Origin of the sequence: Microbacterium sp. NPDC089190 (assembly GCF_040701795.1) — a bacterium.
Taxonomy (GTDB): Bacteria; Actinomycetota; Actinomycetes; order Actinomycetales; family Microbacteriaceae; genus Microbacterium; species Microbacterium galbum.
In genome coordinates, this window is sequence record NZ_JBFBHF010000001.1 from 977504 (window position 1) to 999920 (window position 22417).

Genomic DNA, 22417 nt, shown 5'->3' on the forward strand with positions numbered 1-22417 from the left:
GGAGGGGCGACGAAGAACCATTCGAGGGAATGAAGAGCATTCCCCACCCGTTGTCAGACATGTCGGCATACCCGAAGGCCGACCGGAGGGGATCGTGGGAAAGAACTACATCGACATCGAGAACGACCACGGCGAGACGCTGCGTTATCGCAAGCACGTCAATGGTCGAGGACTCGTCGCGCACGGCGCGAAGGTCCACCCGTCGGCGCTCGTGGAGAACGGCGCTTACGTCGAACCCGGCGTTCAGATCGCGGCCGGTGTTCGAGTGGGTCGCGGCGCCTGGATCGAATCCGACGCCGTCATCGGTCCGGAGGCCCGCATCGAACCGCACGCGCACATCTGTGCGGGAGCGGTCATCGGCGCCGGAGCGCACATCGGCGTCCGCACCCAGGTCGGCCACAACGCGCGCATCGCGGTGGGGTCGCTCATCGGTGACGACGAGATCATCAACGACGGCGAAGCCGTCGCGACCGATCGCCGGGGCCTGCGCCTCGCGGCCTGACCCCGCCGAGGGGCATTCATCGACCCGCACGACTCCACGGAGCGTGCGGGTCTTCGTTTTCCCCGGGCGGGATGCCGGCGCGCCGCCGGGGGCGCGTGGTCGCCGGCCGGTCAGGCGAGGATCGTCAACACGAGTCCCAGGAGCGGGAGCGTCCCCTGGATGGCGGCGGGGCGGAGATACTTCCGCCCCGAGGTGACGAGCACGAGTGCGGCTGCGAGCATCGAGCCGAGCGAGAAGATCAACAGCGTCCGCCCCGCGACGTCGCCCGTGCCGTTCACGATCCACAGCACCACGCCCACGGCGGCGCCGATCGCGAGGAACAGATTGTAGAACCCCTGGTTGTAGGCCATCGGCTTCGTGATCTCGGCGGCGCGCTGATCGGCGATGCCGAACACCTTCCACGTCCGGGGCCGCGTCCACCGCAGGCTCTCGAGCACGAAGATGTAGACGTGCAGCAGGGCCGCAAGCCCCGCGAAGACGAGTGCCAGGACGCCGGTCATCCCCCCACGTTAGCGGCGCGGCTAGCCTGGGACCATGGTGAACGGTTCGGGCTCCCGCGGTCGCGGCGGCGCATCGCGACGAGGGGGGCCCGCTCGTGCGGCGTCGAAGGGACGGCCGCGCCCCGCGCCGAAGACCCCGCGCCGCGCCGAGCCGACGCCTCCCCCCGCGCCGCGCGAATTCCGCCTCGGCGCCGTCCCGGGGGCGACGCCCGGCAAATGGATCGGCGTCTGGCGCGAGCGCCTGCCGCATGTGTCGCTGGAGCTCCGCGAGATCCCCGTCGCCGCGCAGCGGGAGGCGCTCGGCGACGTCGACGCCGCGCTGGTGCGGCTTCCCCTCGCGGCATCCGACGACGTCCACGTCATCGAGCTGTACGAAGAACTCCCCGTGGTGGTGACGGCCACCGAATCGCACCTCCTCGCAGCCGATGAGCTCACCCTCGCCGACCTGGCCGGCGAGATCGTGATCGTCCCCGCCGACGACGTGCTGCACACCGAGGTCCCGGATGCCGTGGCCCCGGCGTTCGCGCCCCCGGCCGACACCGCTGAGGCCATCGCGACGGTGGCCGCGGGCGTCGGCGTCGTGATCGTTCCGATGTCGCTCGCCCGCGCTCATCAGCGCCGCGACGTCGACTACCGCGTCCTCGCCGATGGCCCGCGCTCCACGGTCGCCCTGGCGTGGCTGCGCGAGAACACCACCGACGACGTCGAGACCTTCGTCGGGATCGTGCGCGGTCGCACCGCTCGTTCCTCCCGCTGAGGGACGCCGGGTGCACGGCGCACCGCATCCGTCCGTTCCCGTCGGCGTGCGGGAACCCCGATTCCTGCGCGTGGATGCGGGTGCCGCGCGATGCGAGACCCGAATGTCGTTCCCTCGCTCGGGAATGCGCGGGTCCGTTTCCCCGGGAATGATTTCGGCGCATGTCCAGACCTGCGTCGTGTCGGCGCGGCCCGCATAGAATCCCTGAGTGACCGCCCCCCTCCTGTACGTCTGCGCGCGCCCTCAGCGGGTCGCGGCGGTGGCGGAGTGGGCGTCGTTCCGCGACGGGCTGGGGGTGCGCGACGACGAGCTCGTGCACCATGACCTCGTGCGCGAGCCGCTCCCGGCCGACCTCGACCGGTTCGCCGCGGTCGTCGTGGGAGGCAGCCCGTTCAACGTCACCGACCCCGACAAGACCGACGTGCAGCGCCGCCTCGAGAGTGATCTCGAGCGATTGGCCGCCGCCGCGATCGAGGGCCGGACGAGCGCACTGTTCACGTGCTTCGGGATCGGCGTCGTCACGCGCTTCCTCGGCGGCGAAGTGACCCTCGGCCATCCCGAGGGCACGGGCCCCGCCGACATCTCGCTCACCGACGCGGGCCGCGCCGACGAGCTGTTCGGCATCCTGGAACCGCATTTCGAGGCCCTGACCGCGCACAAGGAGGGCACCGCGAGCGTGCCGCCGGGGGCGACGCTGCTGGCCGAGAACGCGGCCTGTCCGGTGCAGGCCTACCGGGCGGGGCGCGCGCTGTGGGCGACGCAGTTCCACCCCGAACCGACGACCGAGGCGTTCGTGGAGCGCATGGTCGTGTACCGGGATGCCGGGTACTTCGACGCCGACGCGTTCGACGAGGTGTCGGCGCACGTGCGCACCGCGTCGGTCGAGCAGCCCACCCGGCTTCTGCGCTCGTTCGCCGCTCGCGCCGTCGCCGCCTAGCCGGCGCCGTTCCGCCGCGCAGCGACGGGACGCGCAGCGACGGGCCGCGCAACGGCGGAGCGCGCGACGGCGGGCCGACGCGGCGACACGCTGCGCGGCTCGGCCCGCACGCCGGCGCGCCATCGGCGGATGCCGCCGTTGTGCACGGACGACGGCCGGCGACGTGACGTCGGGGTGGGGAAAGTCAAGCCCGAGGCACGGATTTACCTAGCTTTTCTAGTGTTCTAGGTATGAACGCAACAGCTCAGTGGCGGGGCGCAGACCTCGCGCGCCAGATCGTCGTCCTCTCCGCGGTGTCGTTCATGCTCATCGCGGCCGTCATCGGGGCGGGCGCCTTCGGCAATTCCGCCGTCGAAGACCAGCAGGGCGGCGCCCTCGACACCGACGGGTCGTACCTCGCGCCGGCGGGACCCGCCTTCTCGATCTGGTCGATCATCTACCTCGGTCTCATCGTCTACGCGATCTGGCAGGCTCTCCCCCGCCAGCGCACGAACCCGCGCCAGCGCGCCCTGGGCTGGCTCATCGCGCTCACCATGACGCTGAACGGACTCTGGCTGGTCGCCGCCCGCTTCGGAACGCTGTTCCTCACCGTCGTCGTGATCGTCCTGCTCCTCGCCGCTCTCGGCTGGACCTTCCGCGTCGCCGTCGCCACCCGCGAGCCGCGCAGCGGCGTGGTCGACTCCGTGCTCATCGACGGCGTCACGGGCCTGCACCTCGGGTGGGTGACCCTCGCGACCGTGGCCAACACCGCCGCGTGGCTCACCACCGTCGTCCCGCCGTCGTGGGAAGAGGGGGCGGATGCCATCGGCATCGCCGTGCTGATCGTCGTGGCGCTCATCGGACTCGCGATCGCCTGGCGCAGCTCGTGGCGCGTCGCTCCGGCGCTCGCCCTCGCCTGGGGCCTCAGCTGGCTGGCCGTGGAGCGCTTCGGCGGACAGCCCCAGAGCGCACCGATCGGGGTGACCGCGATCATCGTGGCCGTCGTCGTGCTGGTGCCCCCCGCGATCGTGAGCACACTGCGCCTGATCCGCCCGAACGTCGACTGACCGGGCACGAGCGCGCGAGGGCGTGCGGGGCGCCCGATCCGCTGCCGCGTCGACGGCCTGGGCGAACGGGGCCCCGACGGAGCCACGACGCCTAACCCCTCGGCATCCGCCGCGCAAGAGCATCGGATGCCACGGCGACCGGTGGTCTGATCGGTGCGTGGACTCGTTGCCCTTCGCCCTTCTCGTCGTCATCTTCGTCGCCGCCGCCGCGGTGGTGTGGGTCGCCGGCATCCAGCTCTCGAAGGCGACCGACGTTCTGGACGCGCGGCTGCATCTGGGCAGCGCCCTGGGCGGGCTCATCGTGCTCGCGGTGGCGACCAACCTGCCCGAGATCGCCATCACCGTGTCGGCCGCGATGTCGGGCAACCTCGAGGTCGCCGTCGGCAACATCCTCGGCGGGATCGCCCTGCAGACCGTCGTGCTCGTCATCCTCGACGCCTTCGGCAAACGCGGTCGCGGCGTCAAGCCGCTCACCTACCGTGCGGCCTCGCTCACCCTGGTGTTGGAAGGGCTGGTCGTGGTGGCGGTCCTGGCGGTCGTCATCGCCGGCAGCCAGTTGCCCGACAGCCTGGAGGTGCTGCGACTGACGCCCGACGTGGTCCTCATCGCCGCGCTGTGGATCATCGGGCTGGTGCTCGTGCAGCGGGCCGGAAAGCACCTGCCGTGGCACGAGGACGGCCGCGCCCCCGACGCGAGCCCGAAGCCCGCGCCCGCGAAGAAGAAGATGAGCACCAAGAAGGCCGCGACGGTCTTCTCGGTCTCCGCGCTCGCCACGCTCGTCGCCGGTGTCGTCCTGGAACGCGCCGGTGACGCGGCCTCCTCCCAGATCGGTCTGTCGGGCGTACTGTTCGGTGCGACGGTGCTGGCCCTGGCGACATCCCTGCCCGAGATCTCGACCGGCCTGCAGGCCATCCGTCAGGGCGACGACAACCTCGCCATCAGCGACATCTTCGGCGGCAACGCCTTCCTTCCCGTGCTGTTCCTGCTGGCCACGGTGATCTCGGGATCGGCGGTGCTCCCGCGCGCGAACGGCGCCGACATCTACCTGACCGCGCTCGCGGCTCTCCTGACGCTCGTGTACGTCGTCGGCCTGATCTTCCGTCCGCAGCGACGGATCATCGGAATGGGCGTCGACTCGTTCGTCGTGCTCGTGCTCTACGCCGTGGGCGTCGGCGGGCTGTTCGCGATCTCCGCCTGAGCCGCAGCCATCACGATCGCGACCCGATCACGCGGAGAGCTCGACGACCACCGCCTGCTGGGGGTTCTGGACGGGCGGCCGCAGGCCCGCGACGGCCAGCTGCCGCCCGGTGAGCACGGTGTCGTGGTGGGCCCAGGGCAGCGGAGACTGCGCCGGCTCCTGCACGAGCCCACCCGGGGTGGCGAGCCGCACCCGGTACGGGCGGTCGGGGTCGAGCCCGGGCAGGCGCACGCGGCCCGCCGGGGAGGCGATGAGCGTCTCGGTCTGCGCGATCGTGAAGAAGGCGTGGTCGCGCTCGGGAGACACCACGCCTCGGACGTCGAGCCCGGGGTCGGTCGTGTCGACGTTCACCAGGCGCCCGGTCGCCACGAGCGGCCGCACCCGACGGGCGAGCGCCACCCACTCGGCCACGAGCGCCCGGTCGTCGCCGGAGAGGGCCGTGAGATCCCATTCGATGCCGAAATGGCCGAACAGGGCCACGGCGCCGCTGAACGCGAGCGACACGGTGCGCCCCGTCGAATGCACGTGCGGGGTGGTCAGGTGCATGCCCATCATCTCGGGCGGAACCACGAGCGCGGTGTGCCGCTGCGTCTCGAGCCGCTCGACCGGGTCGAGGCAGTCGCTCGTCCAGATGCGGTCGGTGCGGTCCAGGATGCCGAGATCCACCCGCGCTCCCCCCGAGGCGCAGCTCTCGATCTCGAGTCCGGGGAACGCGGCCTTGAGCTCGTCGATGAGGCGGTACACGGCGAGCGTGTGGGCGTGCACGGCCGAGCCTCCGCCGGGCCCGGTCGCGGCATCCACGAGGTCGCGGTTGTGATCCCACTTCACGTACGCGATCGGGTAGGCCCGCAGGACCGCCGTCATGCGCTCGAGCAGGTAGGCGTAGGCGTCGGGGCGGGCGAGGTTCAGCACCTGCTGCTGGCGGGCGGAGGGCGGCAGCTCGTCGCGCCCGCGCAGGATCCATTCGGGGTGCGCGCGGGCGACGTCGCTGTCGGGGTTGACCATCTCGGGTTCGAACCACAGACCGAACTCCATGCCCCGGTCGATCACGTGATCGGCCAGCGGGCTCAGACCGTCGGGCCACACGCCTTCGTCGACGAACCAGTCGCCCAGGCCCGCGGTGTCGTCGCGGCGGTGGCGGAACCACCCGTCGTCGAGCACGTACCGCTCCACGCCGATCTCGGCGGCGACGTCGGCGAGCTCGAGCAGCTTCGGCAGACGATGGTCGAAGTACACCGCCTCCCAGGTGTTCAGGGTGATCGGGCGCGGGCGTCGCGGGTGCTGCGGACGCGCGCGCCACGTGGCGTGGAAACGCGACGCGAGCTGATCGAGCCCCTCGCCCCACGAGCCGTACACGATCGGCGACGACACCTCGGCGCCGGGGGCGACGACGATCTCGCCCCACGCGAGCAGTTCGCCTCCCGCGAGCAGCGCCTCGCCGAGCGGCAGCCGCTCGGCGAACACGCGCTGATCGCCGCTCCACCCCACGTGGATGCCGTGCACGAGCCCGCTCTCGAACCCGAAGCCCGGCCGTCCGACGGCCAGGAGCAGCGTGGCGTCCGCACCCGGTCGGCCCCGACGACTCTCGCGCAGGTGCGTGCCGAAGGTGAAGGCGTGACGCTGCGCCGAGCGCTCGCGCAGATGACGCCCGGTCGTGTCGAGGATCTCGGTCGCCTCCCACGGCACCGGGAAGGTCGGCTGCAGCGCCTGCACGACGAGGTCGTCGGCGCCGTCGTTGACCAGCGTGAGCCGCTGCGTGAACACTCCCGCGGCGTCCACCCGCAGCTCCGCGCGAAGGCGCAGGGAGCGCTGCGCGTCGACGAGATGCAGCGTCACGGCGTCGACGGTCGGATCGACGGATGCCAGGGAGAAGACCGTTCCCTGCACCACGCCGCCGCGCCCTCCCTCGAACCCGGGGGCGCCGGGCCACCCGGCCGCCGCGGTCGGCACGATCGTGAGGCGGGGCGTCTGGTCGATGCCGCCCGAGACGCGCTGCGGCTGCGCGGCGACGACCAGCGACGACAGGGCCTCCGCGCCGAGCTCGCCGAGGTCGGCGCCCCAGTGGATGATCGCGGGCGCCGGGTGGGCGGTGAGGTCGACGACGACGCTCGTCCCGCCGTTGCGGAGATGAACGGCGGTCTCGGCGGCGGTGACGGGATGCGACATGGCATTATTTTTATCACGGAAGTTATTCGCGCTCGATCGACGAGGAGGCCGCCATGCTCACCGACAGCGAAGCCGCCGTCGCGCGCGAGGTGCTCATCCACGGGCCGCTCTCTCGCAGCGCTCTCGCGACGCGCCTGCACCTGTCACCGGCGAGCCTGACCCGTCTCACGCGTCCGCTGCTCGACGCGGGGCTGCTCGTCGAGCGCGACGACGGCGGCGGTCCGGGATCGGTCGGCCGCCCATCGCGTCCTCTCGACCTCTCCCCCACCGCCGGGACCTTCGTGGGAGTGAAGCTGACCGGTGAGCGCCTGTACCTGGTCACCACCGACATGCGCGCCCAGGTGATCGCCGCGCACGAGAGCGCCCTCGCCGACATCTCCCCCGACGCGGTCGCCACGACGATCGCGGGCCTCGTGGAGGCCGTGAGCGGGGTACGCGGCGTCGGCGTCGCACTCGGGGGGCACGTGCAGGGCGGTGTCGCCCTGGACGCCCCGTTCCTCGAGTGGCGGAACGTGCCGTTCGCCGAGATGCTCGCCGAGCGGCTCGGAATCCCGGTCGCGCTCGAGAACGACGTTGTAGCCCTCACCGACGCCGAGCGCTGGTTCGGCGTCGGACGGGGCATCCCCGGATTCGCCGTCGTGACGATCGGCGCCGGTGTCGGTCTCGGCCTCGTCGTGGAGGGGCGCACCGTCCGCTCCCCCGACGCGGCCCACGGCACCGTCGGTCACCTCCCCCTCCTCGCCGACGGCCCCTCCTGCCCGCAGGGACATCGCGGCTGCGCCGACGCCCTGCTGACCACCGGCGCGCTGACCGCGCGGGTGTCGCGGGACCTCGGACGCACGGTGGGCGCGGACGACGTGTTCTCGCTCGCCCGCGACGGGGAACCGACGGCCCGGGCCGCGATCGACGACGCCGGCGAGGCCCTCGGCATCCTGTGCGCTCTGGCCGCGAACCTGTCGCTGCAGGCCGACATCGTGCTCGCCGGCGAGGCGACCGCGATCGTCGACCTCGCGCGGGACCGCGTCGACGAGGCCCTCGCGCGCGTCCGTCCCGGCGGCTCGACACCGGTGCGGGTGCACGTCGACCGTGCCGGCTTCTCGGCGTGGGCGCGGGGAGCCGCAGCCGTGGCGATCCAGGCCGAGATGGGGCGCATCCCGCAGACACTCTGACGGCCCCGTCCGGCGCGGGACGGGGCCGTCAGCGAGACGTCAGAGCACCGGCCCCACGATCGCACTCGCCCCCGCCGGCACGCTCAGCGCAGTGCCGTCGAGCACCACGCCCTCCGCGGTGGCGAGCAGCACGCGCGCACCGGAGGCGACGGATGCCGAGGCTTCGGCATCCGAGAGGTTGACCACGACCACGAGGTCACGGCGACGCAGCTCGTACACGCGTCCACCCTCGGCCTCGCGGGCCGCCGCCGACAACCCGTCGCGAGACGGGTCGGTCAGCTCGGGGCGCTCGCGCCGGAGCTTCGCCAGCTCCCGGTAGAGACCGAGCAGCTGCGCATGGTCGCCCTCGCCGACCTCGTCCCAGTCGAGCTTCGAGTTCTCGAAGGTCGACGGGTCCTGCGGGTCGGGGACGGTGGACTCGTCCCAGCCCATCTTCGCGAACTCGGCGATGCGCCCCTCGGCGGTGGCCTTCCCGAGCTCGGGCTCAGGGTGCGAGGTGAAGAACTGCCAGGGCGTGGTGGCGCCCCACTCCTCGCCCATGAAGAGCATCGGCGTCCCGGGAGCGGTGAGCGTCAGCACGGCTGCCGCGGCGAGGTGGTCGTAGTCGAGGGACTGCGAGAGGCGATCGCCCGCCGCGCGGTTGCCGATCTGGTCGTGGTCCTGGGCGAAGGTCACCAGGCGCCAGTTCGGCACATCTTCCGGGATCGGTTTGCCGTGCTTCTCCTCGCGGAACGACGAGTACGTGCCGTCGTGGAAGAAGCCGCCCTCGCTCACCTTGCGGAACGCATCCCGATCGGCGAAGTCCTCGTAGTAGCCGATCGTCTCGCCGGTGAGGGCGACGTGCGCGGTGTGGTGCCAGTCGTCCGACCACTGCGCGGTGAGCCCGTACCCGCCCGCCTCGCGAGGCAGGATGAGCTTCGGGTCGTTCATGTCGCTCTCGGCGATGGTCGTGAGCGGGATGCCGCGGTGCGCCGACAGGGCGTCGGTGCGCTCCGCGATCTCCTGCAGCACGTGCGGGTCGCGGTGGTCGAGCAGCGCGTGCACGGCATCCAGGCGCAGCCCGTCGACGTGGTAGTCGCTCATCCACATGAGGGCGTTCTCGACGATGTAGGCGCGCACGGCATCCTCGTCGAGGTTGACCGAGTCGCCCCACGTGTTGCGGCTGCCCTCGCGGAGGTACTCGCCGAACTCCGGCAGGTAGTTGCCCGAGGGTCCGAGGTGGTTGTAGACGACGTCCTGGATGACGGCCAGGCCCGCGGCGTGCGCCGCGTCGACGAAGCGCTGGTAGGCCTCGGGTCCGCCGTACGCCTCGTGCACCGTGTACCAGAGCACGCCGTCGTAGCCCCAGTTCCACGTGCCGTTGAAGCCGTTCACCGGCAGCAGCTCCACGTGGGTGACGCCGAGGTCGACGAGGTGGTCGAGGCGCCCGATCGCGGCATCCAGGGTCCCCTCGGGCGTGAAGGTGCCGAGGTGCAGCTCGTAGATCAGCCCGCCCGCGAGCTGCTTGCCCGTCCAGGCACTGTCGTTCCACGCGTACACCGAGGGGTCGAACCACGCCGACGCCTCGTGCACGCCGCCGGGCTGGCGCCGCGACCGCGGATCGGGACGCAGGTCGTCGCCGTCGCCGAGGACGAAGCCGTAGCGCTCGCCGTCGGCGAGGTCGATCGGCGCGGTCCACCAGCCGTCCGATGCCGACGTCATCTCGATGTCCTCCACGACGGTGTCGCCGCTGTCGTCCAGCCGGCGCAGCCGCACCCGCGTGCTCTTGGGTGCCCAAACGTCGATGCTCATGAGATGTCCTTACGCGTGAGGTGCCAGAAATTGTCGCTGCGGGAGCGCGTGAGGCGACGAATCTCGGCGCCTCACGCGTTCAGGTCAGAAGATCAGCAGGGCGACCGGGAGGAACGCCAGCAGGTCGGCGAGGGGGGTCGGGCCACCGGCGAACGAGCGACCGGTCAGCACGTCGACGACCGGCACGTCCGGCAGCAGCACGACCGTTTCGCGCCACCCTCCCGCGGCCTGCAGCCCGTGGGGCAGGCGCGTCGCGACGGTGAAGACACCGCCGCGATCGAACGCCACGACGTGATCGGATGCCACCCCGGCAGCCTCCAGCGGACGGTAGATCTCCAACGGGTGCTCCCGACGCAGCCGCAGCGCGCGCGAGGTGACGAGCAGCTTCGCCGCCCCCGTGGCATCCACGAGCGGGGGGCGGGCCCCCGGGGCGTCGATCTCGGCGAGCATCCGACGCCGCTCGGCGAAGTCGACAGCACGACGGTTGTCGGGGTCGACGAGCGACTGCTCCCACAGCTCCGAGCCCTGGTAGACGTCGGGGACGCCGGGGCCCATGATCTGCAGCAGCTTCGCCGAGAGACCGTTCGACCAGCCTGCGGGAGAGATCTCGTCGACGAAGGCGCGGACGCGCTCGGCGGCGGGACCGGTGGCCGCGTCGACGACCGCGTGCATGCGCTCCTCGAAGGCCTCGTCCTGCTCCCACCATCCGGTGACCTCGCTCGCCTCGCGTGCCGCCTTCTCGGCGTAGGCGTGCAGGCGTTCGCGGTAGATCTTCAGCCCCTCAGGAGTGGATGCCGAGGCCGGCCAGGCACCGATGATGGCCTGCCACAGCAGCGCGTCGAAGGGGCCGTGCCCGGTGGAGGCGATACCCCGGAACTCCGCCAGCACCTCGGCCCAGCGCTCCGGGATCTCCGCGAGCACCGCGATGCGGGCGCGCGTGTCCTCGCCGCGCTTGGTGTCGTGCGTCGACAGGGTCGTCATGGCGGTGGGCCATGACGCGTGCCGCAGCGCCTGCGCGGTGTGGAAGCCCGCAACGTCGAGCGAGAACTCGCCGGGGTCGCCGCCCACCTCGGTCAGCGAGCCCAGCCGCGTGTAGCGGTAGAACGCCGTGTCCTCGACGCCCTTGGCCATGACGGGCCCGGTCGTCTGCTGGAACCGCCACGCGACCTCGAGGCTCGTGTCGGCGAGCACCGGGACGAGCTTCTCGATCACGTCGCCGAGCTCCGGCCGGCGCACCTCGGCCTCACCCGCGGCAGCGTCGAGGTGCGCACGACCGGCGGGAAGGTAGGAGCGGTAGACGGGGAAGCACGCGAGGATCTCGGCGAGGGCGTCCTGGAGGACGTCGGCCTCGAACTCCTCGCGGAGGGCCGTCGGGAGGCCGCGCACGAGCCGGCGGATCTCCGAGACCTGTATCGAATCGGCGATCTTGCGCTTGGTGTCGTGGATCAGGTCGTGCCAGCCGGTGAGCGGCGCGAGGTCGCTGTCGGCGCGCAGGCGCGCATCGAGGCCGTCGAGCGCCGCCTCGCCCGCGGGGTCGGTGAGCACGCGGTCGATCTCGGCGAGGGCGTCGTAGCCGGTCGTGCCGGCGGTCTTCCACCAGGAGGGAAGCGCCTCGCCGTGCTCGAGGATCTTCTCGCCCAGCACGTAGCCGACCTCGCCGTCACCGGCCTCCTCGAGCGCGACCGCGAGCCGGTCGAGGTAGCCGCCCGGGTCGACGAGACCGTCGGGGTGGTCGACCCGCAGGCCGTCGGCGAGCCCCTCGCGCACCCAGCGGAGGATCTCGACGTGCGTGGCGTCGAACACCTCGGGCACCTCGACGCGCACACCCGCGAGGGTCGTGACGGCGAAGAAGCGCCGATAGTTGAGGTCGTCCGCCTCGTCCTGCCAGAACCGCAGCTCGAAGTTCTGGGCGTCGAGGAGGGCTTCGATCGCGTCGCGCGAGCCCGAGGCCGCGGCATCCGTCCCCGTTCCCGGCGCGACCGGGAAAGCGTGGTCGTAGTAGCGGATCAGACCGTCGGGTGCGTCGTCGGCGGGCGCCGGGTCGTACGAGATCTCGTCGACCACCGCGTCCAGGTGATCGCCGAGCACCGGCACGCGCACCTTGCCGCCGCCGAAGTCCCAGTCGATGTCGAACGCGTCCGCGTGCGTCGACCCGCGGCCCTGGCGCAGCACGTCCCACCACCACGCGTTGCTGCGCGGCTCCGAGACGCCCATGTGATTGGGCACGATGTCGATCAGGATGCCGAGCTCGTCGGCGCGCGCGGAACGCACGAAACGGTCGAGACCCTCCGCACCCCCGCGCGCGGGATCGACGCGCGAAACATCGACGACGTCGTAGCCGTGGTCGGAGCCGGGCGTGGCTTCGAGGATCGGCGACAGGTACGCCCACGAGACCCCGAGGTCACGGAGGTATCCCGTGACCTCGGCGGCGTCGTCGAGGGTGAACGATTCGCGGATCTGCAGGCGGTAGGTCGAGAGCGGAGTCCGCATGTCGCTCACAGCTCCGGCTTGGGCGCCTGGCCGGGCAGGTCGTCGGTGCCGACCACCGGGATCTGCGCCGTGAGCGAGGCAGCGACCGAGTGGTCGACCTCGGGCTCGGGCAGGTGGTGCTCGCGCAGCACGATGAGCGACTTCGGCTCGAGCGGCAGCGTCTCGCCGGGCCCGAGCGGCTCGGTGTTCGCCCGCTCCCCCGCGGTGTCGACGTACGCGTCCCACTTGGGGGCGTAGTCGAAGTCGGGGAGCTGGAAGTCGACCTTGTCGTCGCCGGCGTTGAACAGCACGAGGAAGTGGTCGTCGCTGATCGACTCGCCGCGGCGGTCGCGCTCGCGGATGCCCTGGCCGTTGAGGAAGACGCCCACGGCGAGACCGAAGCCGTTGTCCCAGTCCTCCGGCTGCATGAGCGAGCCGTCGGGGCGCAGCCAGACCACGTCGGGAACCGGCGCACCCTCCTCCATCTTCACGGGGCGGCCGTCGAAGAACCGGCTGCGGCGGAAGGTGGGGTGCTGCTTGCGCAGGCGGGCGAGGGCAGCCGTGAACTCGATGAGCGGGGCGTCGATGTTCGACCAGTCCACCCACGTGATCTCGTTGTCCTGGGCGTAGCCGTTGTTGTTGCCGCCCTGCGTGCGGCCGAGCTCATCGCCGTGCAGCAGCATCGGCACGCCCTGGCTGAGCAGAAGCGTCGCGATGAAGTTGCGCTGCTGCTGCGCCCGACGCTTCAGCACCTCGGGGTCGTCGGTGGGACCCTCGACGCCCATGTTGCTGGAGCGGTTGTGCGATTCGCCGTCGTTGTTGTCCTCGCCGTTGGCGTCGTTGTGCTTGTCGTTGTACGACACGAGGTCGCGCAGCGTGAAGCCGTCGTGAGCGGTGACGAAGTTGATGGATGCCACCGGGAAACGGCCCGAGTGCTCGTAGAGGTCGGCCGAACCGGTCAGGCGCGAGGCGAACTCGCCCAGGGCCTGCGGCTCGCCGCGCCAGAAGTCGCGCACCGTGTCGCGGTACTTGCCGTTCCACTCGGTCCACTGGGGCGGGAAGTTGCCGACCTGGTAGCCCCCGGGGCCGACGTCCCACGGCTCGGCGATGAGCTTGACCTGCGAGACGATCGGATCCTGCTGCACGAGCTCGAAGAACGCCGCGAGGCGGTCGACCTCGTAGAACTCGCGCGCGAGGGTGGAGGCGAGGTCGAAGCGGAAGCCGTCGACGTGCATCTCGAGCACCCAGTAGCGCAGCGAGTCCATGATCAGCTGCAGCGTGTGGGGGTTGCCCACATTCATGCTGTTGCCGGTGCCGGTGTAGTCGGTGTAATAGCGCTTGTCGTCGTCTTCGAGGCGGTAGTAGGCCTCGTTGTCGATGCCGCGCATCGACAGGGTCGGGCCCATGTGGTTGCCCTCGGCGGTGTGGTTGTAGACCACGTCGAGGATGACCTCGATACCGGCGGCGTGCAGGGCCTTGACCATGGCCTTGAACTCCTGCACCTGCTGACCGTGGTCGCCGGTGGAGGAGTAGGTGTTCTGGGGGGCGAGGAACGCGATGGTGTTGTAGCCCCAGTAGTTCGACAGCCCCTTCTCCTCGAGCGTGGAGTCGTTGACGAACTGGTGCACCGGCATGAGCTCGATCGCCGTGACGCCGAGCTTCCTGAGATGGTCGATGACGGCCGGGTGCGCGATGCCGGCGTAGGTGCCGCGCAGCTCCTCGGGCACGTCGGGGTGCAGCTGGGTGAGGCCCTTCACGTGCGCCTCGTAGATGAAGCTCTCGGCGTAGGGGATCTTCGGCTGGCGGTCGCCCGACCAGTCGAAGAACGGGTTCACGACCACGCCCTTCATCATGTGCGGGGCGGAGTCCTCGTCGTTGAACGAGTCGGGGTCGCCGAACTCGTAGCTGAAGACCGCCTGGCCCCAGTCGACCTGTCCCTCGACGGCCTTCGCGTACGGGTCGAGCAGGAGCTTCGCGGGGTTGAAGCGCTTGCCGTTCGCCGGGTCGTACTCGCCGTGGACGCGATAGCCGTACCGCTGCCCGGGGAGGATGTTGGGGAGGTAGGCGTGCCAGACGAACGCGTCGACGTCGATCAGCTCGAAGCACGTCTCCGTTCCGTCCTCATCGAAGAGGCAGAGCTCTACCTTCTCTGCCCCCTCACTGAACAGGGCGAAATTCGTCCCGTTACCGTCGTAAGTGGCCCCGAGGGGATAACTGGATCCTGGCCATACCTGCTGCACGTCGCTCACGATAGACCAGCGTCGTTTCCGCGAACGGGCGGGGTCACGGCTGTTGACACCCGGGGCGCCCCCGACTATGCGCGCGGGTCTTTGTGCACGGGGGATCTCACGCGCGCTCGGGCGGATGCCGCAGCAGCTCGACGCGCTCGTCGAGGTACCTCGCCAGCGGCATCCAGCCGCCCGCGACGCTCCACCGCACGAGCGTCTCTCCCTCTCGCACCGCGAGCGGCCGCGAGGCCGCCTCGAGCCGGGACGGATCCACCGGATGCCACCCGATGTGCACCGTCTCGCCCTCGGGAACACCGCCGCGAGCGGCGGCGGCGGCGAGCTCGGCGCGGCGCCGTTGCGACTCCGCCGCGAAACCACGACGCACCTCGGCGCGGGCTCGGACGATGTCGCCGGTCGCGAGCACCTCGTCATCGGTCACGAGCAGCACCCCGAGGTGCCACGCCGTTCCACGCGGCACGATGCGGGGAGCACGCCGGATGCCGAGCAGCCGCCGCCCCTCCTGCAGCTCGCCGATCCGCTCGCGCGGGGCGTCGACGAGACGGGCCCGGGCGGCATCGAACAGGGTCGCGGCGTCGGTCATGCGTCCGCTCCCGCGTCTCGCGCGGCCTCCGCGCGTTCGCGTGCGCGCGCCGCGTCGCGGGCGGCCACCGCGGCGTCGCGCTGCGTCTTCTCGTGTTCGGCCACCGTCCCCTCGGCCTTCGTCGCTTCGGCCTCGGCACGGCGCAGGTCGGCGCGGAGCCCGTCGACCCGCTCGCGCAGTCGATCTGCACGCTCACGGGCCGTGGCGAGACGCTTGTCGGCCGCGGCCTTCTCGCGTTCGGCGTCCGCCTGCGCGCGCTCCGCTTCGCGCACCGCGCGCTCCGCGGCCTTGCGCGCGCGACGCGCCGCCAGGTCGTCGGGCGGAGCGGGGGCAGGGGCGGCGGCGGGGACCGAGCCCGCCACAGCGGCGCCCAGGGCGGAGGCGTCGAGATCGGCCAGGTCGATCGCGGCGACGAGTCTGCCGGTGAGCACCACCGCCGCCACGGTCGCATCGACCACCGCGGCGTTGACGGTCTTCTCGACCGCGTCCGTGACGGCCGCACTGAGCGGGGTGCCCGCCTCGGCCGCCAGGTCGGCCGCGCGGCGCGCGAGGGCGGCGACGAGCTGGCGGCGCTGGCGCCCCAGACGCGCCAGCTCCGCGGCGTCCAGGTCGTCCTGGGCCTCGTGCAGGGCGCGCGACAGCTCCACGGCCTCCCCCAGCTGCCCGTCGACGACGAGGAGGTTCACGGCCCACGCCGCCGCCGTCGGCTTCCGCAGCTTCGCGATACCGCGCCCGAGGGCACCGCCCGCGGCGGCAGCGCGTTCGTTCCGGGCGGCGGTGAACCGTGCGGGGGGCAGGGCGAGCAGCTCGGCGGCGGCTTCGTCCAGGCGGGCGGCGTCGTCGCTCATCCCCTCATTGTCGTCGCCCACGGCCGCGTCGACCACCTGCGGATCAGAGCGAGACGACGCCCGGGCGCGGACCGCGGATCTCACGGTGCAGACGTTCCATCCGGGTGTCGAGCTCGGCGGCCGTGTCGGCGGCGTTCTTCAACTCGGCCAGCAGGTCCGCCGGCACGAGCCGGTCGTACTTGTAGTAGATCTTGTGCTCGAGGCTCGCCCAGAAGTCCATCGCGATGGTGCGGAACTGCACCTCGACCGGGACGTCGACCCGCCCCGTCGAGAGATACACCGGCACCTCGACGATGACGTGCAGGCTCTTGTACCCGTTCGCCTTCGGCTCGGCGATGTAGTCCTTGACGTCGCGGACGGTGATGTCGTCCTGCCGGGTGAGAAGATCGGAGAGCCGGTAGGCGTCGTCGATGAAGCTGCAGGTGACCCGGATGCCGGCGATGTCGGTGATGGCGGAGCGGATGGAGTCGAAGTCGGCGTCGATGCCCTTCCGCCGCACCTTGTCGACCAGGCTGTCCGGCGACTTGACCCGGCTCGAGACGTGCTCGATGGGGTTGTAGGCGTGCATCTCCTGGAACTCCTCGCGCAGGATCGAGATCTTGGTCTCGACCTCCGCGAGCCCGAAACGGTACTCCATGAGGAAACGCTGGAACTCGTCGCGAAGAGCCCGCAACGCCGCCCCGGAAACGGTGATCTGCTGATCGTCCAGCGGGTCCGACATGCCTCCGACGGTAGCCGCGGCGGCTACGAGGTCGCTGGGAGCATCATGCGTGCGGAGCTGCGAGCGGCGGCTCCGTCGCGCGCGGAACCAATTCACCGTCCACGACGTCGATGCCGATCAGTCCGCGGAAGACCTCTGGCAGGTCGTCGGGGTCGCCCGCCGGTTCGGGATGCCGAGGGGTGGGGGGATGTGTCACGGCGCCTCCTTCCGTGCAGTGCCTCCACTGTGACAGGCCCTCGGGACGCGAGTGGTGGTCTTGACACCCGTCGATCGCGGGCGTATCCGCGCGGCCCCTGGCGTATCGTGAGGGCATGGGGACCATCCACTACGGCGGAAGCGGCACCACGGTGCACATCGAGGACCGCGCTCTGGCCCACCTGAAAGTCGTGATCTCGACGAAGCTCCGCCGCGGCGAGAGCTTCACGCTCTCGTGGCGGCACCGCGACGACGAGGAGCGCGGTCGCAGCACGCTGTGGCTGCACCCGGCGATCCCACTGCGGTTCGTCTTCGACGATGCCGAACCCACGACCCTCAGCAGGGAATGGATCGAGCGGCTCGCCGACTCGGCGAACTCCTCGGGCGGCATAATGCTCGTCCCCGAGGACGTCGCTCCCGCGCAGGACGCCGAGAAGCGCTAGAGGTCAGCCCTCCTCGACGTGGGCGTCCTCGCTCGGCTCCGGCGTGATGGCCAGGCCGTTAGGGCCGGATGCCGCGAGCATGAGGTCTTCGACCCACACGCGGTTGATGCGCGGCTGACGGCTGCCGTAGAAGTGGAACTGGATCGGCACCGACGGGTGCATCCAGAAGCTGCGGCGACCGCTGCCGTCGCCGACCTCGACATCGAACATGAACGACTCGGAGCGGCGCAGCTTGTTCATCACCACGATGCGAAGGTGCGCCAGCGTGCGGTCATCGATGTCGACGGCGTTCGCGACGGTGTCGTAGATGAATCGGCCCATGCGGAAAATCCTAGTCGAGGAACGCAGCTTCGTCCGGGAACCGCGATCCGGCCGGTCGGGTGCCACGCGCACCGCCCGTGGGGCAACCCCCGGGAGCCGTCGGTCTCTCGGCGAGTAGCGTTCGGGTGTGGGAACGCTGTACTACGGCGACGTTGCGACGCCGATCGAGATCGAGGACCGCGCCCTCGCGCACGTCAAGGTGGTCATCGCGACCAAGCTGCGTCGTGGCGAGAGCTTCACCCTGTCGTGGACGCACGGCCCCGGACAGGAGGTGGGGCGCAGCACCGTCTGGCTGCACCCGTCGATTCCGCTGCGGTTCGTGTTCGACGAGCCCGAGCCCGCCCTCCTCAGCCGCGCCTGGATCGAGGCCCTCGCGACGTCCGCGAACTCCTCCGGCGGTCTGCTGCTCGTTCCGGAACCGGATCAGCCCGGAGCCTGAGCCGGCCGCAGCGCCCGCGTACGCCCTCGCGTGCCGTCCGGTTCAGGCCGGCGGCTGACCGAGGATCTCGCGAGCTCCCTCTTCGACGGCGGCGGGAACGACCAGCGGCCGACCTGCCGAGAACGCCTCCCACTCGCGGAGGACGATCGCCTCGATGCGGGCGGGATCTTCGCCGGGATAGTCTTCGCGCAGACGCGAGAGGACGCCGCGGAACGAGGCGACCTGCACGCCGTCGACCGACGGCAGGGCGTCGGACGCACGAGCGGTCTCGGGCACATCCACCGCCTTGTCATCCATGACTTCATGGTTTCACGGCTCCGCCGGGGCGCCTAATGCTGCGGAGGAAGGAAGGTCGGCTACCTTCTTAGCGCCCGTGCGACCGGCATCCGCTCACTGCGCGGCGTCCACCGTCACGGGGTGGGGGTCGACCTGATCGACCGCATCCTGCAGACGACCGAGACACGCGACGACGGCCGAGCTCTCCTCGGGCGTCATGTCGACGACGGCCGCCATCATGCGGGAGTGCATCGACCCGAGGGTGGCGCGCACCTCCTCGTCGCTCGCCGCGGTGGCCACGATGAAGATGCTGCGACGGTCGGTGGGGTGCGGCACGCGCGTGACATGGCCGGTCTTCTCGAGACGGTCGACGATCGCGGTGGTCGACGCCGTGGAGACGCCGAGGTAGCGCGTGAGCTCGCTGGGCGAGACCTGGCGGTCCTGCCCGGCCGCCTTGAGCAGGTATCGCAGAACGAGGAGCTCGTTCTCGCCCATCGACATCGATTCGCGCGTGCGACGCCGCATCGCGACCTCGGCCGCACGGTACACGCGGAAGGCCTGCAGGACGTCGACGGCGCGGCGGCGGCGATCTTCTTCGCTCGCGCCGTACCAGTAACGCGACGACTCGGACCCGTTTTCCACCAGGGCAGCTTACGTCAGGGGAGCTCGTCCAGCCCCCTGCCGATGCGCGTGGTGCACAGGTACGATGGTAAGTAGATCAGCTATCTACTCGACACACGCGTAGATCGACATCGGAGACACTAGCGCAGCGAGACTGAGGGGAGGCGAAATGAGTGGCACGGCGAGCACGGACGACGTGGTGAAAGCCCTCAACGACCTCACCGACTCGGGCATCGCCTCCGAGCGTGCGGCTCTGTCCACATTGGGGATCGGCCCGAACGACGCGAAGGTGCTGCGCTTCCTGCTGCAGCGGCTGCCCGACGACGAGCCGGTCACGCCGCGGATGCTCGCCGCCATGCTGGGGATCTCCTCGGCGGCGACAACGGCGCTCATCGACCGCCTGGCCGAAGCCGGGTGGGTCGAGCGCGAGCCCTACCCCGGCGACCGACGGTCCATCGTCGTGCGCGAGACGATCGCCGATTCCTCCCCCGCCCGCCGCATCCTGTCGGTACGGCGCGCGTCGGCCACCGCGGCCGCGGCGAAGCTCGGGCCCGCGGAGCGCCGCATCGTCGCCGACTTCCTCGACGACATCGCGCGGGGCGAGCGAGCGGACACGGACGCCATGGCCGCGGACGACGAAGCGTCCCGCACGGCCTGATCGGCACGTACGGGACGCTCGGCGACGCCGGTCACTCGGTGGCGCGACCGGTCTCGTTCTGCAGGCGGTCGATCTGCTCCGAGGCCTCGGCCTTCGTGAGGTCGGCCGGGATCTCCTCGCCTGCCTCGCGAGCGAGGGTGTCGAGGTAACTGCGCTGGGGAGCGGTCATCGGCTCATCACCGGTGACCCAGTCGGACGGGTCCTTCTCGGCGGGGTTCTCACCCTCGCGGACGGCACCCAGGGTCTCTTCTTCGCGGGAGGTATCGCTCATTCCGGCAGGCTAGGCGGCGGAGTCCGGCACACCCCCCGGGATTGACAGGTCGCCCCACCGGGTGCGGCATCCTTGAAGGATGGCCTCCGACCACCGTTCGATCGACGTGCAGGTCGAGTCGTACCGTTCCTCCCGTGCCCGCACGCGCATCACGCGTCTGTCGACCGGCGCGACCGAGGGGCGCTCCTTCGTGCTGATCGCGGGCATCGGGGTGGCGTCGACCTACTTCGAATTCCTCGCGCCGCTACTGGCCGAGCGGGGCGAGGTCTACGCCCTCGACCTCCCCGGGTTCGCCGGGGTGCCGGCATCCGGTGCACAGCCCACCGCCTCCTTCTTCGCCGACCAGGTGGAGGGCGTGCTCGACCACTACGGCCTGACCGACCCCGTGCTCATCGGGCATTCGATGGGGACCCAGGTCGTGACGGAGGTGCTCTCGCGCCGGCCCGAGCTGTCGCACGCCGTGCTCGTGAGCCCGGTCGTCGACGAGGAGGAGTCGGGAGCCGTGGTGCAGGCGGTGCGCTTCGTGCAGTCGACCGCCCGCGAATCCCTGCACGTCGCACTGCTCGCGGTCTCGGCGTACCTGCTGTGCGGCCTGGTCTACTTCCTCGAGACGCTCCCTTACATGCTGCGGTACCGCATCTCCGACCGCATCGGGGCGGGTCACGCGAAGCTGCTGCTGCTGCGCGGCGAGTTCGACCGCCCCTCGCCACGGCGGCTGCACTCGCGCCTGGTCACGCGCGCCCGCGATGCGCGACGGTGGGAGATCGAGGGGGCGGCGCACTGCGTCGTCAACAGCCACGCGGTGGGGGTCGCCCGGCTCGTGCTGCGCCACATCGACGACGACCTCCCCCGGAAGGGGCGGATGCCGGCGGCAGAGGCCGCGGTCCCGCCGGCGCAGCACGCCGACGTGCGCATGGTGCTCGGGGCCGTGGGCAGCCGGCTCGCGGAGTGGTTCAGCGCGGCGCGCGACGACGACGACGGGGTGGAGAAGGCGAAGGCCCGGCACGCGCACGTGCTGTGGAACGCGTACCGTCCCGGGCGCTGACGTACCTCGACTGCTCCGGCGCGGCAACCCCCGCGACGACCGTGCGCCCGACGTTCAGCATGGGAACGTGCCGACTCGCCCCCGCACTCCGCGCCCATGACCGTTCCCCCCGCCCTCGATCCCCGTCGCTGGTGGGCCGACGCCGTCTCCGCCGATCGGCTGCTGCTGGCGGCCAAGACCGCTGTGGCCGCCGCCCTCGCCTGGTACCTCGCGCCGTTCGTTCCCTTCGCCCAGAGCGAGTACTCGTACTACGCCCCGCTCGGCGTGCTCGTGAGCATGTACCCCACGGTCGCGCGCTCGGCGTCCAGCGGCGTCCAGGCGCTGGTGGGACTCGCCCTCGGTATCGGGTTGGGACTCGGATCGCTCGCGGTGGTGGGAACGGGCCTCCCCCGCATCGTCGCGGTCGCGGTCGTGATCCTGATCGGCGTGCTGCTGGCCGGGGTGCGTGCCCTCGGCGTCGGCCGCGACTGGGTGGCGATCGCGGCGCTGTTCGTGCTGCTCCTGGGCGGCGCGGACCCCGACGGCTATTCGTCGTCGTACCTCATGACGATGGCCTTCGGCGTGCTGGTGGGCGTGGTGGTGAACCTCGTCGTCGTGCCTCCGCTGCGCGTCGGGCGGGCCGACGATCGTCTGACGCGGCTGCGCGATGCGCTGGGCGCCGCCCTGGACCGCATGGCGGACGCTTTGGCCGGTCACGCCTTCGACCCCGAGGCCGCGGAGGCCGCGACGGAGGGACTCATGGCGACGCTGGCCGACGTGCGCGAGGAGGTGGATCTGGCCGACGAGAGCCGTCGGTACAATCCCCGCGGGCGTCGCCTCCACGCGCCTCGCGACCTCGGCCGGCGACGTCTCGACGCGCTGACCGGCACCGCGGACGCGACCCGCGAGCTCGTCGCCGCCCTCACCCGGCTCACGGCGGGACCCGACGCCGACACGCGGCTTCCCGACGATGCGCGCCGCACCCTCGCCGCGGCCGTTCGCGCGGTGTCGCGCCTGGTGACCACACCGCCCGAGCCGGAGGGCACCGCCGCGCAGCTCCACGAGGCCGACACCGCGCTCACCGCCTACACGCAGCGCCTTCGACGACTGGATGCCGATGACGAGCCTCTCGACGGGTGGGAGGCCGCCGTGGCGCTGCGCCGGGTCATCGCGGCGTGCGGGCCGTTCTCCGACCCGGATGCCGACACCGGGGCGCGGTGATACGAGCGATCGCGA

General features: G+C 71.3%; 24 protein-coding genes. 11 read left to right on the forward strand and 13 right to left on the reverse strand.

The genetic code is table 11. The features are described 5' to 3' along the window. The first annotated feature begins 94 nt into the window (after positions 1 to 94). On the forward strand, positions 95 to 502 hold the full coding sequence (locus AB0230_RS04785; protein WP_076673580.1) for a transferase: 408 nt from the start codon (positions 95 to 97) through the stop codon (positions 500 to 502). A 110-nt stretch (positions 503 to 612) separates the two neighbouring features. Here AB0230_RS04785 and AB0230_RS04790 read toward each other — a convergent pair whose 3' ends face one another. Next, positions 613 to 1002 (reverse strand): DUF1304 domain-containing protein, encoded by a 390-nt coding sequence (locus AB0230_RS04790; protein ID WP_366374260.1) that lies wholly within the window; start codon positions 1000 to 1002, stop codon positions 613 to 615. Between the two features lie 34 nt (positions 1003 to 1036). Between AB0230_RS04790 and AB0230_RS04795 the strand changes: the two genes are divergently transcribed. From AB0230_RS04795 to AB0230_RS04810, 4 genes are all read left to right on the forward strand, one after another. Further along, positions 1037 to 1759 (forward strand): LysR substrate-binding domain-containing protein, encoded by a 723-nt coding sequence (locus AB0230_RS04795; RefSeq protein WP_366374262.1) that lies wholly within the window; start codon positions 1037 to 1039, stop codon positions 1757 to 1759. Positions 1760 to 1967: 208 nt separating this feature from the next. Further along, positions 1968 to 2696: a GMP synthase gene (locus AB0230_RS04800; RefSeq protein ID WP_315993694.1), complete on the forward strand. Its 729-nt coding sequence runs from the start codon at positions 1968 to 1970 to the stop codon at positions 2694 to 2696. 230 nt (positions 2697 to 2926) lie between these two features. Further along, positions 2927 to 3742, forward strand: a complete 816-nt coding sequence (locus tag AB0230_RS04805) for a tryptophan-rich sensory protein (protein ID WP_366374264.1) — start codon at positions 2927 to 2929, stop codon at positions 3740 to 3742. Between the two features lie 157 nt (positions 3743 to 3899). Next, positions 3900 to 4940 carry a sodium:calcium antiporter gene (locus tag AB0230_RS04810; protein WP_363387253.1) on the forward strand — a complete coding sequence of 347 codons (1041 nt, stop codon included), beginning with the start codon at positions 3900 to 3902 and terminating at the stop codon, positions 4938 to 4940. Positions 4941 to 4967: 27 nt separating this feature from the next. Here the strand turns inward: AB0230_RS04810 and AB0230_RS04815 are convergent, their stop codons facing one another. After that, positions 4968 to 7106 (reverse strand): alpha-galactosidase, encoded by a 2139-nt coding sequence (locus AB0230_RS04815; RefSeq protein ID WP_366374266.1) that lies wholly within the window; start codon positions 7104 to 7106, stop codon positions 4968 to 4970. Between the two features lie 53 nt (positions 7107 to 7159). On the opposite strand from AB0230_RS04815, the gene AB0230_RS04820 reads away from it, so the two are divergent. Continuing rightward, entirely contained in the window at positions 7160 to 8275 is a 1116-nt protein-coding gene (locus AB0230_RS04820; RefSeq protein WP_366374268.1) for an ROK family transcriptional regulator, read from the forward strand. Positions 8276 to 8314: 39 nt separating this feature from the next. On the opposite strand, the gene treZ is transcribed toward AB0230_RS04820, so the two are convergent. The 7 genes from treZ to AB0230_RS04855 form a co-directional block, all read right to left on the reverse strand. After that, positions 8315 to 10066, reverse strand: coding sequence for a malto-oligosyltrehalose trehalohydrolase (gene treZ, locus AB0230_RS04825; protein ID WP_366374270.1), 1752 nt, complete (start codon positions 10064 to 10066; stop codon positions 8315 to 8317). 84 nt (positions 10067 to 10150) lie between these two features. Continuing rightward, complete coding sequence (treY, locus tag AB0230_RS04830) at positions 10151 to 12556, reverse strand: malto-oligosyltrehalose synthase (protein ID WP_366374272.1); 2406 nt, start codon at positions 12554 to 12556, stop codon at positions 10151 to 10153. 5 nt (positions 12557 to 12561) lie between these two features. Then, complete coding sequence (gene glgX, locus AB0230_RS04835; protein WP_315993701.1) at positions 12562 to 14784, reverse strand: glycogen debranching protein GlgX; 2223 nt, start codon at positions 14782 to 14784, stop codon at positions 12562 to 12564. A 97-nt stretch (positions 14785 to 14881) separates the two neighbouring features. Further along, positions 14882 to 15364, reverse strand: coding sequence for a glutaminase (locus AB0230_RS04840; protein ID WP_363387269.1), 483 nt, complete (start codon positions 15362 to 15364; stop codon positions 14882 to 14884). Beyond that, the gene (locus AB0230_RS04845; RefSeq protein ID WP_366374275.1) at positions 15361 to 16212 is read right to left on the reverse strand and encodes a transposase; all 852 of its coding nucleotides are present in this window, start codon (positions 16210 to 16212) and stop codon (positions 15361 to 15363) included. Before AB0230_RS04845 ends, AB0230_RS04840 begins: the two co-directional genes overlap by 4 nt. Positions 16213 to 16255: 43 nt before the next feature. Then, positions 16256 to 16933, reverse strand: a complete 678-nt coding sequence (locus AB0230_RS04850; RefSeq protein WP_315993704.1) for a GTP pyrophosphokinase family protein — start codon at positions 16931 to 16933, stop codon at positions 16256 to 16258. A 43-nt stretch (positions 16934 to 16976) separates the two neighbouring features. Next, positions 16977 to 17129, reverse strand: a complete 153-nt coding sequence (locus AB0230_RS04855; protein ID WP_366374277.1) for a hypothetical protein — start codon at positions 17127 to 17129, stop codon at positions 16977 to 16979. A gap of 115 nt (positions 17130 to 17244) precedes the next feature. On the opposite strand from AB0230_RS04855, the gene AB0230_RS04860 reads away from it, so the two are divergent. Continuing rightward, positions 17245 to 17571 (forward strand): hypothetical protein, encoded by a 327-nt coding sequence (locus tag AB0230_RS04860; RefSeq protein WP_315993706.1) that lies wholly within the window; start codon positions 17245 to 17247, stop codon positions 17569 to 17571. Positions 17572 to 17574: 3 nt separating this feature from the next. Here the strand turns inward: AB0230_RS04860 and AB0230_RS04865 are convergent, their stop codons facing one another. Then, positions 17575 to 17892, reverse strand: a complete 318-nt coding sequence (locus AB0230_RS04865) for a hypothetical protein (RefSeq protein WP_055959437.1) — start codon at positions 17890 to 17892, stop codon at positions 17575 to 17577. A gap of 127 nt (positions 17893 to 18019) precedes the next feature. Here AB0230_RS04865 and AB0230_RS04870 point away from each other — a divergent pair, with 127 nt between their 5' ends. Then, a complete protein-coding gene (locus tag AB0230_RS04870) occupies positions 18020 to 18331 on the forward strand; it encodes a hypothetical protein (RefSeq protein WP_315993707.1) in 312 nt (103 codons plus the stop codon). A 42-nt stretch (positions 18332 to 18373) separates the two neighbouring features. On the opposite strand, the gene AB0230_RS04875 is transcribed toward AB0230_RS04870, so the two are convergent. Both AB0230_RS04875 and AB0230_RS04880 read right to left on the reverse strand, forming a co-directional pair. Continuing rightward, on the reverse strand, positions 18374 to 18628 hold the full coding sequence (locus AB0230_RS04875) for a hypothetical protein (protein WP_366374280.1): 255 nt from the start codon (positions 18626 to 18628) through the stop codon (positions 18374 to 18376). A gap of 93 nt (positions 18629 to 18721) precedes the next feature. Further along, positions 18722 to 19249, reverse strand: a complete 528-nt coding sequence (locus AB0230_RS04880; protein WP_315993709.1) for a MarR family transcriptional regulator — start codon at positions 19247 to 19249, stop codon at positions 18722 to 18724. Positions 19250 to 19397: 148 nt separating this feature from the next. On the opposite strand from AB0230_RS04880, the gene AB0230_RS04885 reads away from it, so the two are divergent. Then, positions 19398 to 19886 (forward strand): MarR family transcriptional regulator, encoded by a 489-nt coding sequence (locus tag AB0230_RS04885; RefSeq protein ID WP_315993710.1) that lies wholly within the window; start codon positions 19398 to 19400, stop codon positions 19884 to 19886. Positions 19887 to 19917: 31 nt separating this feature from the next. Here AB0230_RS04885 and AB0230_RS04890 read toward each other — a convergent pair whose 3' ends face one another. After that, positions 19918 to 20157, reverse strand: a complete 240-nt coding sequence (locus tag AB0230_RS04890) for a DUF3072 domain-containing protein (protein ID WP_315993711.1) — start codon at positions 20155 to 20157, stop codon at positions 19918 to 19920. Positions 20158 to 20236: 79 nt separating this feature from the next. Here AB0230_RS04890 and AB0230_RS04895 point away from each other — a divergent pair, with 79 nt between their 5' ends. Continuing rightward, positions 20237 to 21202, forward strand: a complete 966-nt coding sequence (locus AB0230_RS04895) for an alpha/beta fold hydrolase (RefSeq protein ID WP_315993712.1) — start codon at positions 20237 to 20239, stop codon at positions 21200 to 21202. A 96-nt stretch (positions 21203 to 21298) separates the two neighbouring features. Next, the gene (locus AB0230_RS04900; protein WP_366374283.1) at positions 21299 to 22402 is read left to right on the forward strand and encodes an FUSC family protein; all 1104 of its coding nucleotides are present in this window, start codon (positions 21299 to 21301) and stop codon (positions 22400 to 22402) included. Positions 22403 to 22417 lie beyond the last annotated feature (15 nt).

What these genes read in the sequence shown, in the direction of transcription:
- AB0230_RS04875 (WP_366374280.1), bottom strand. Translation starts at nt 18,628, where the DNA reads ATGGATGACAAGGCGGTGGATGTGCCCGAGACCGCTCGTGCGTCCGAC.
- treY (WP_366374272.1), bottom strand. Translation starts at nt 12,556, where the DNA reads ATGCGGACTCCGCTCTCGACCTACCGCCTGCAGATCCGCGAATCGTTC.
- AB0230_RS04850 (WP_315993704.1), bottom strand. Translation starts at nt 16,933, where the DNA reads ATGTCGGACCCGCTGGACGATCAGCAGATCACCGTTTCCGGGGCGGCG.
- AB0230_RS04895 (WP_315993712.1), top strand. Translation starts at nt 20,237, where the DNA reads ATGGCCTCCGACCACCGTTCGATCGACGTGCAGGTCGAGTCGTACCGT.
- AB0230_RS04820 (WP_366374268.1), top strand. Translation starts at nt 7,160, where the DNA reads ATGCTCACCGACAGCGAAGCCGCCGTCGCGCGCGAGGTGCTCATCCAC.
- AB0230_RS04815 (WP_366374266.1), bottom strand. Translation starts at nt 7,106, where the DNA reads ATGTCGCATCCCGTCACCGCCGCCGAGACCGCCGTTCATCTCCGCAAC.
- AB0230_RS04865 (WP_055959437.1), bottom strand. Translation starts at nt 17,892, where the DNA reads ATGGGCCGATTCATCTACGACACCGTCGCGAACGCCGTCGACATCGAT.
- AB0230_RS04885 (WP_315993710.1), top strand. Translation starts at nt 19,398, where the DNA reads ATGAGTGGCACGGCGAGCACGGACGACGTGGTGAAAGCCCTCAACGAC.
- AB0230_RS04845 (WP_366374275.1), bottom strand. Translation starts at nt 16,212, where the DNA reads ATGAGCGACGACGCCGCCCGCCTGGACGAAGCCGCCGCCGAGCTGCTC.
- AB0230_RS04795 (WP_366374262.1), top strand. Translation starts at nt 1,037, where the DNA reads ATGGTGAACGGTTCGGGCTCCCGCGGTCGCGGCGGCGCATCGCGACGA.
- AB0230_RS04805 (WP_366374264.1), top strand. Translation starts at nt 2,927, where the DNA reads ATGAACGCAACAGCTCAGTGGCGGGGCGCAGACCTCGCGCGCCAGATC.
- AB0230_RS04890 (WP_315993711.1), bottom strand. Translation starts at nt 20,157, where the DNA reads ATGAGCGATACCTCCCGCGAAGAAGAGACCCTGGGTGCCGTCCGCGAG.
- AB0230_RS04900 (WP_366374283.1), top strand. Translation starts at nt 21,299, where the DNA reads ATGACCGTTCCCCCCGCCCTCGATCCCCGTCGCTGGTGGGCCGACGCC.
- treZ (WP_366374270.1), bottom strand. Translation starts at nt 10,066, where the DNA reads ATGAGCATCGACGTTTGGGCACCCAAGAGCACGCGGGTGCGGCTGCGC.
- AB0230_RS04790 (WP_366374260.1), bottom strand. Translation starts at nt 1,002, where the DNA reads ATGACCGGCGTCCTGGCACTCGTCTTCGCGGGGCTTGCGGCCCTGCTG.
- AB0230_RS04840 (WP_363387269.1), bottom strand. Translation starts at nt 15,364, where the DNA reads ATGACCGACGCCGCGACCCTGTTCGATGCCGCCCGGGCCCGTCTCGTC.
- AB0230_RS04860 (WP_315993706.1), top strand. Translation starts at nt 17,245, where the DNA reads ATGGGGACCATCCACTACGGCGGAAGCGGCACCACGGTGCACATCGAG.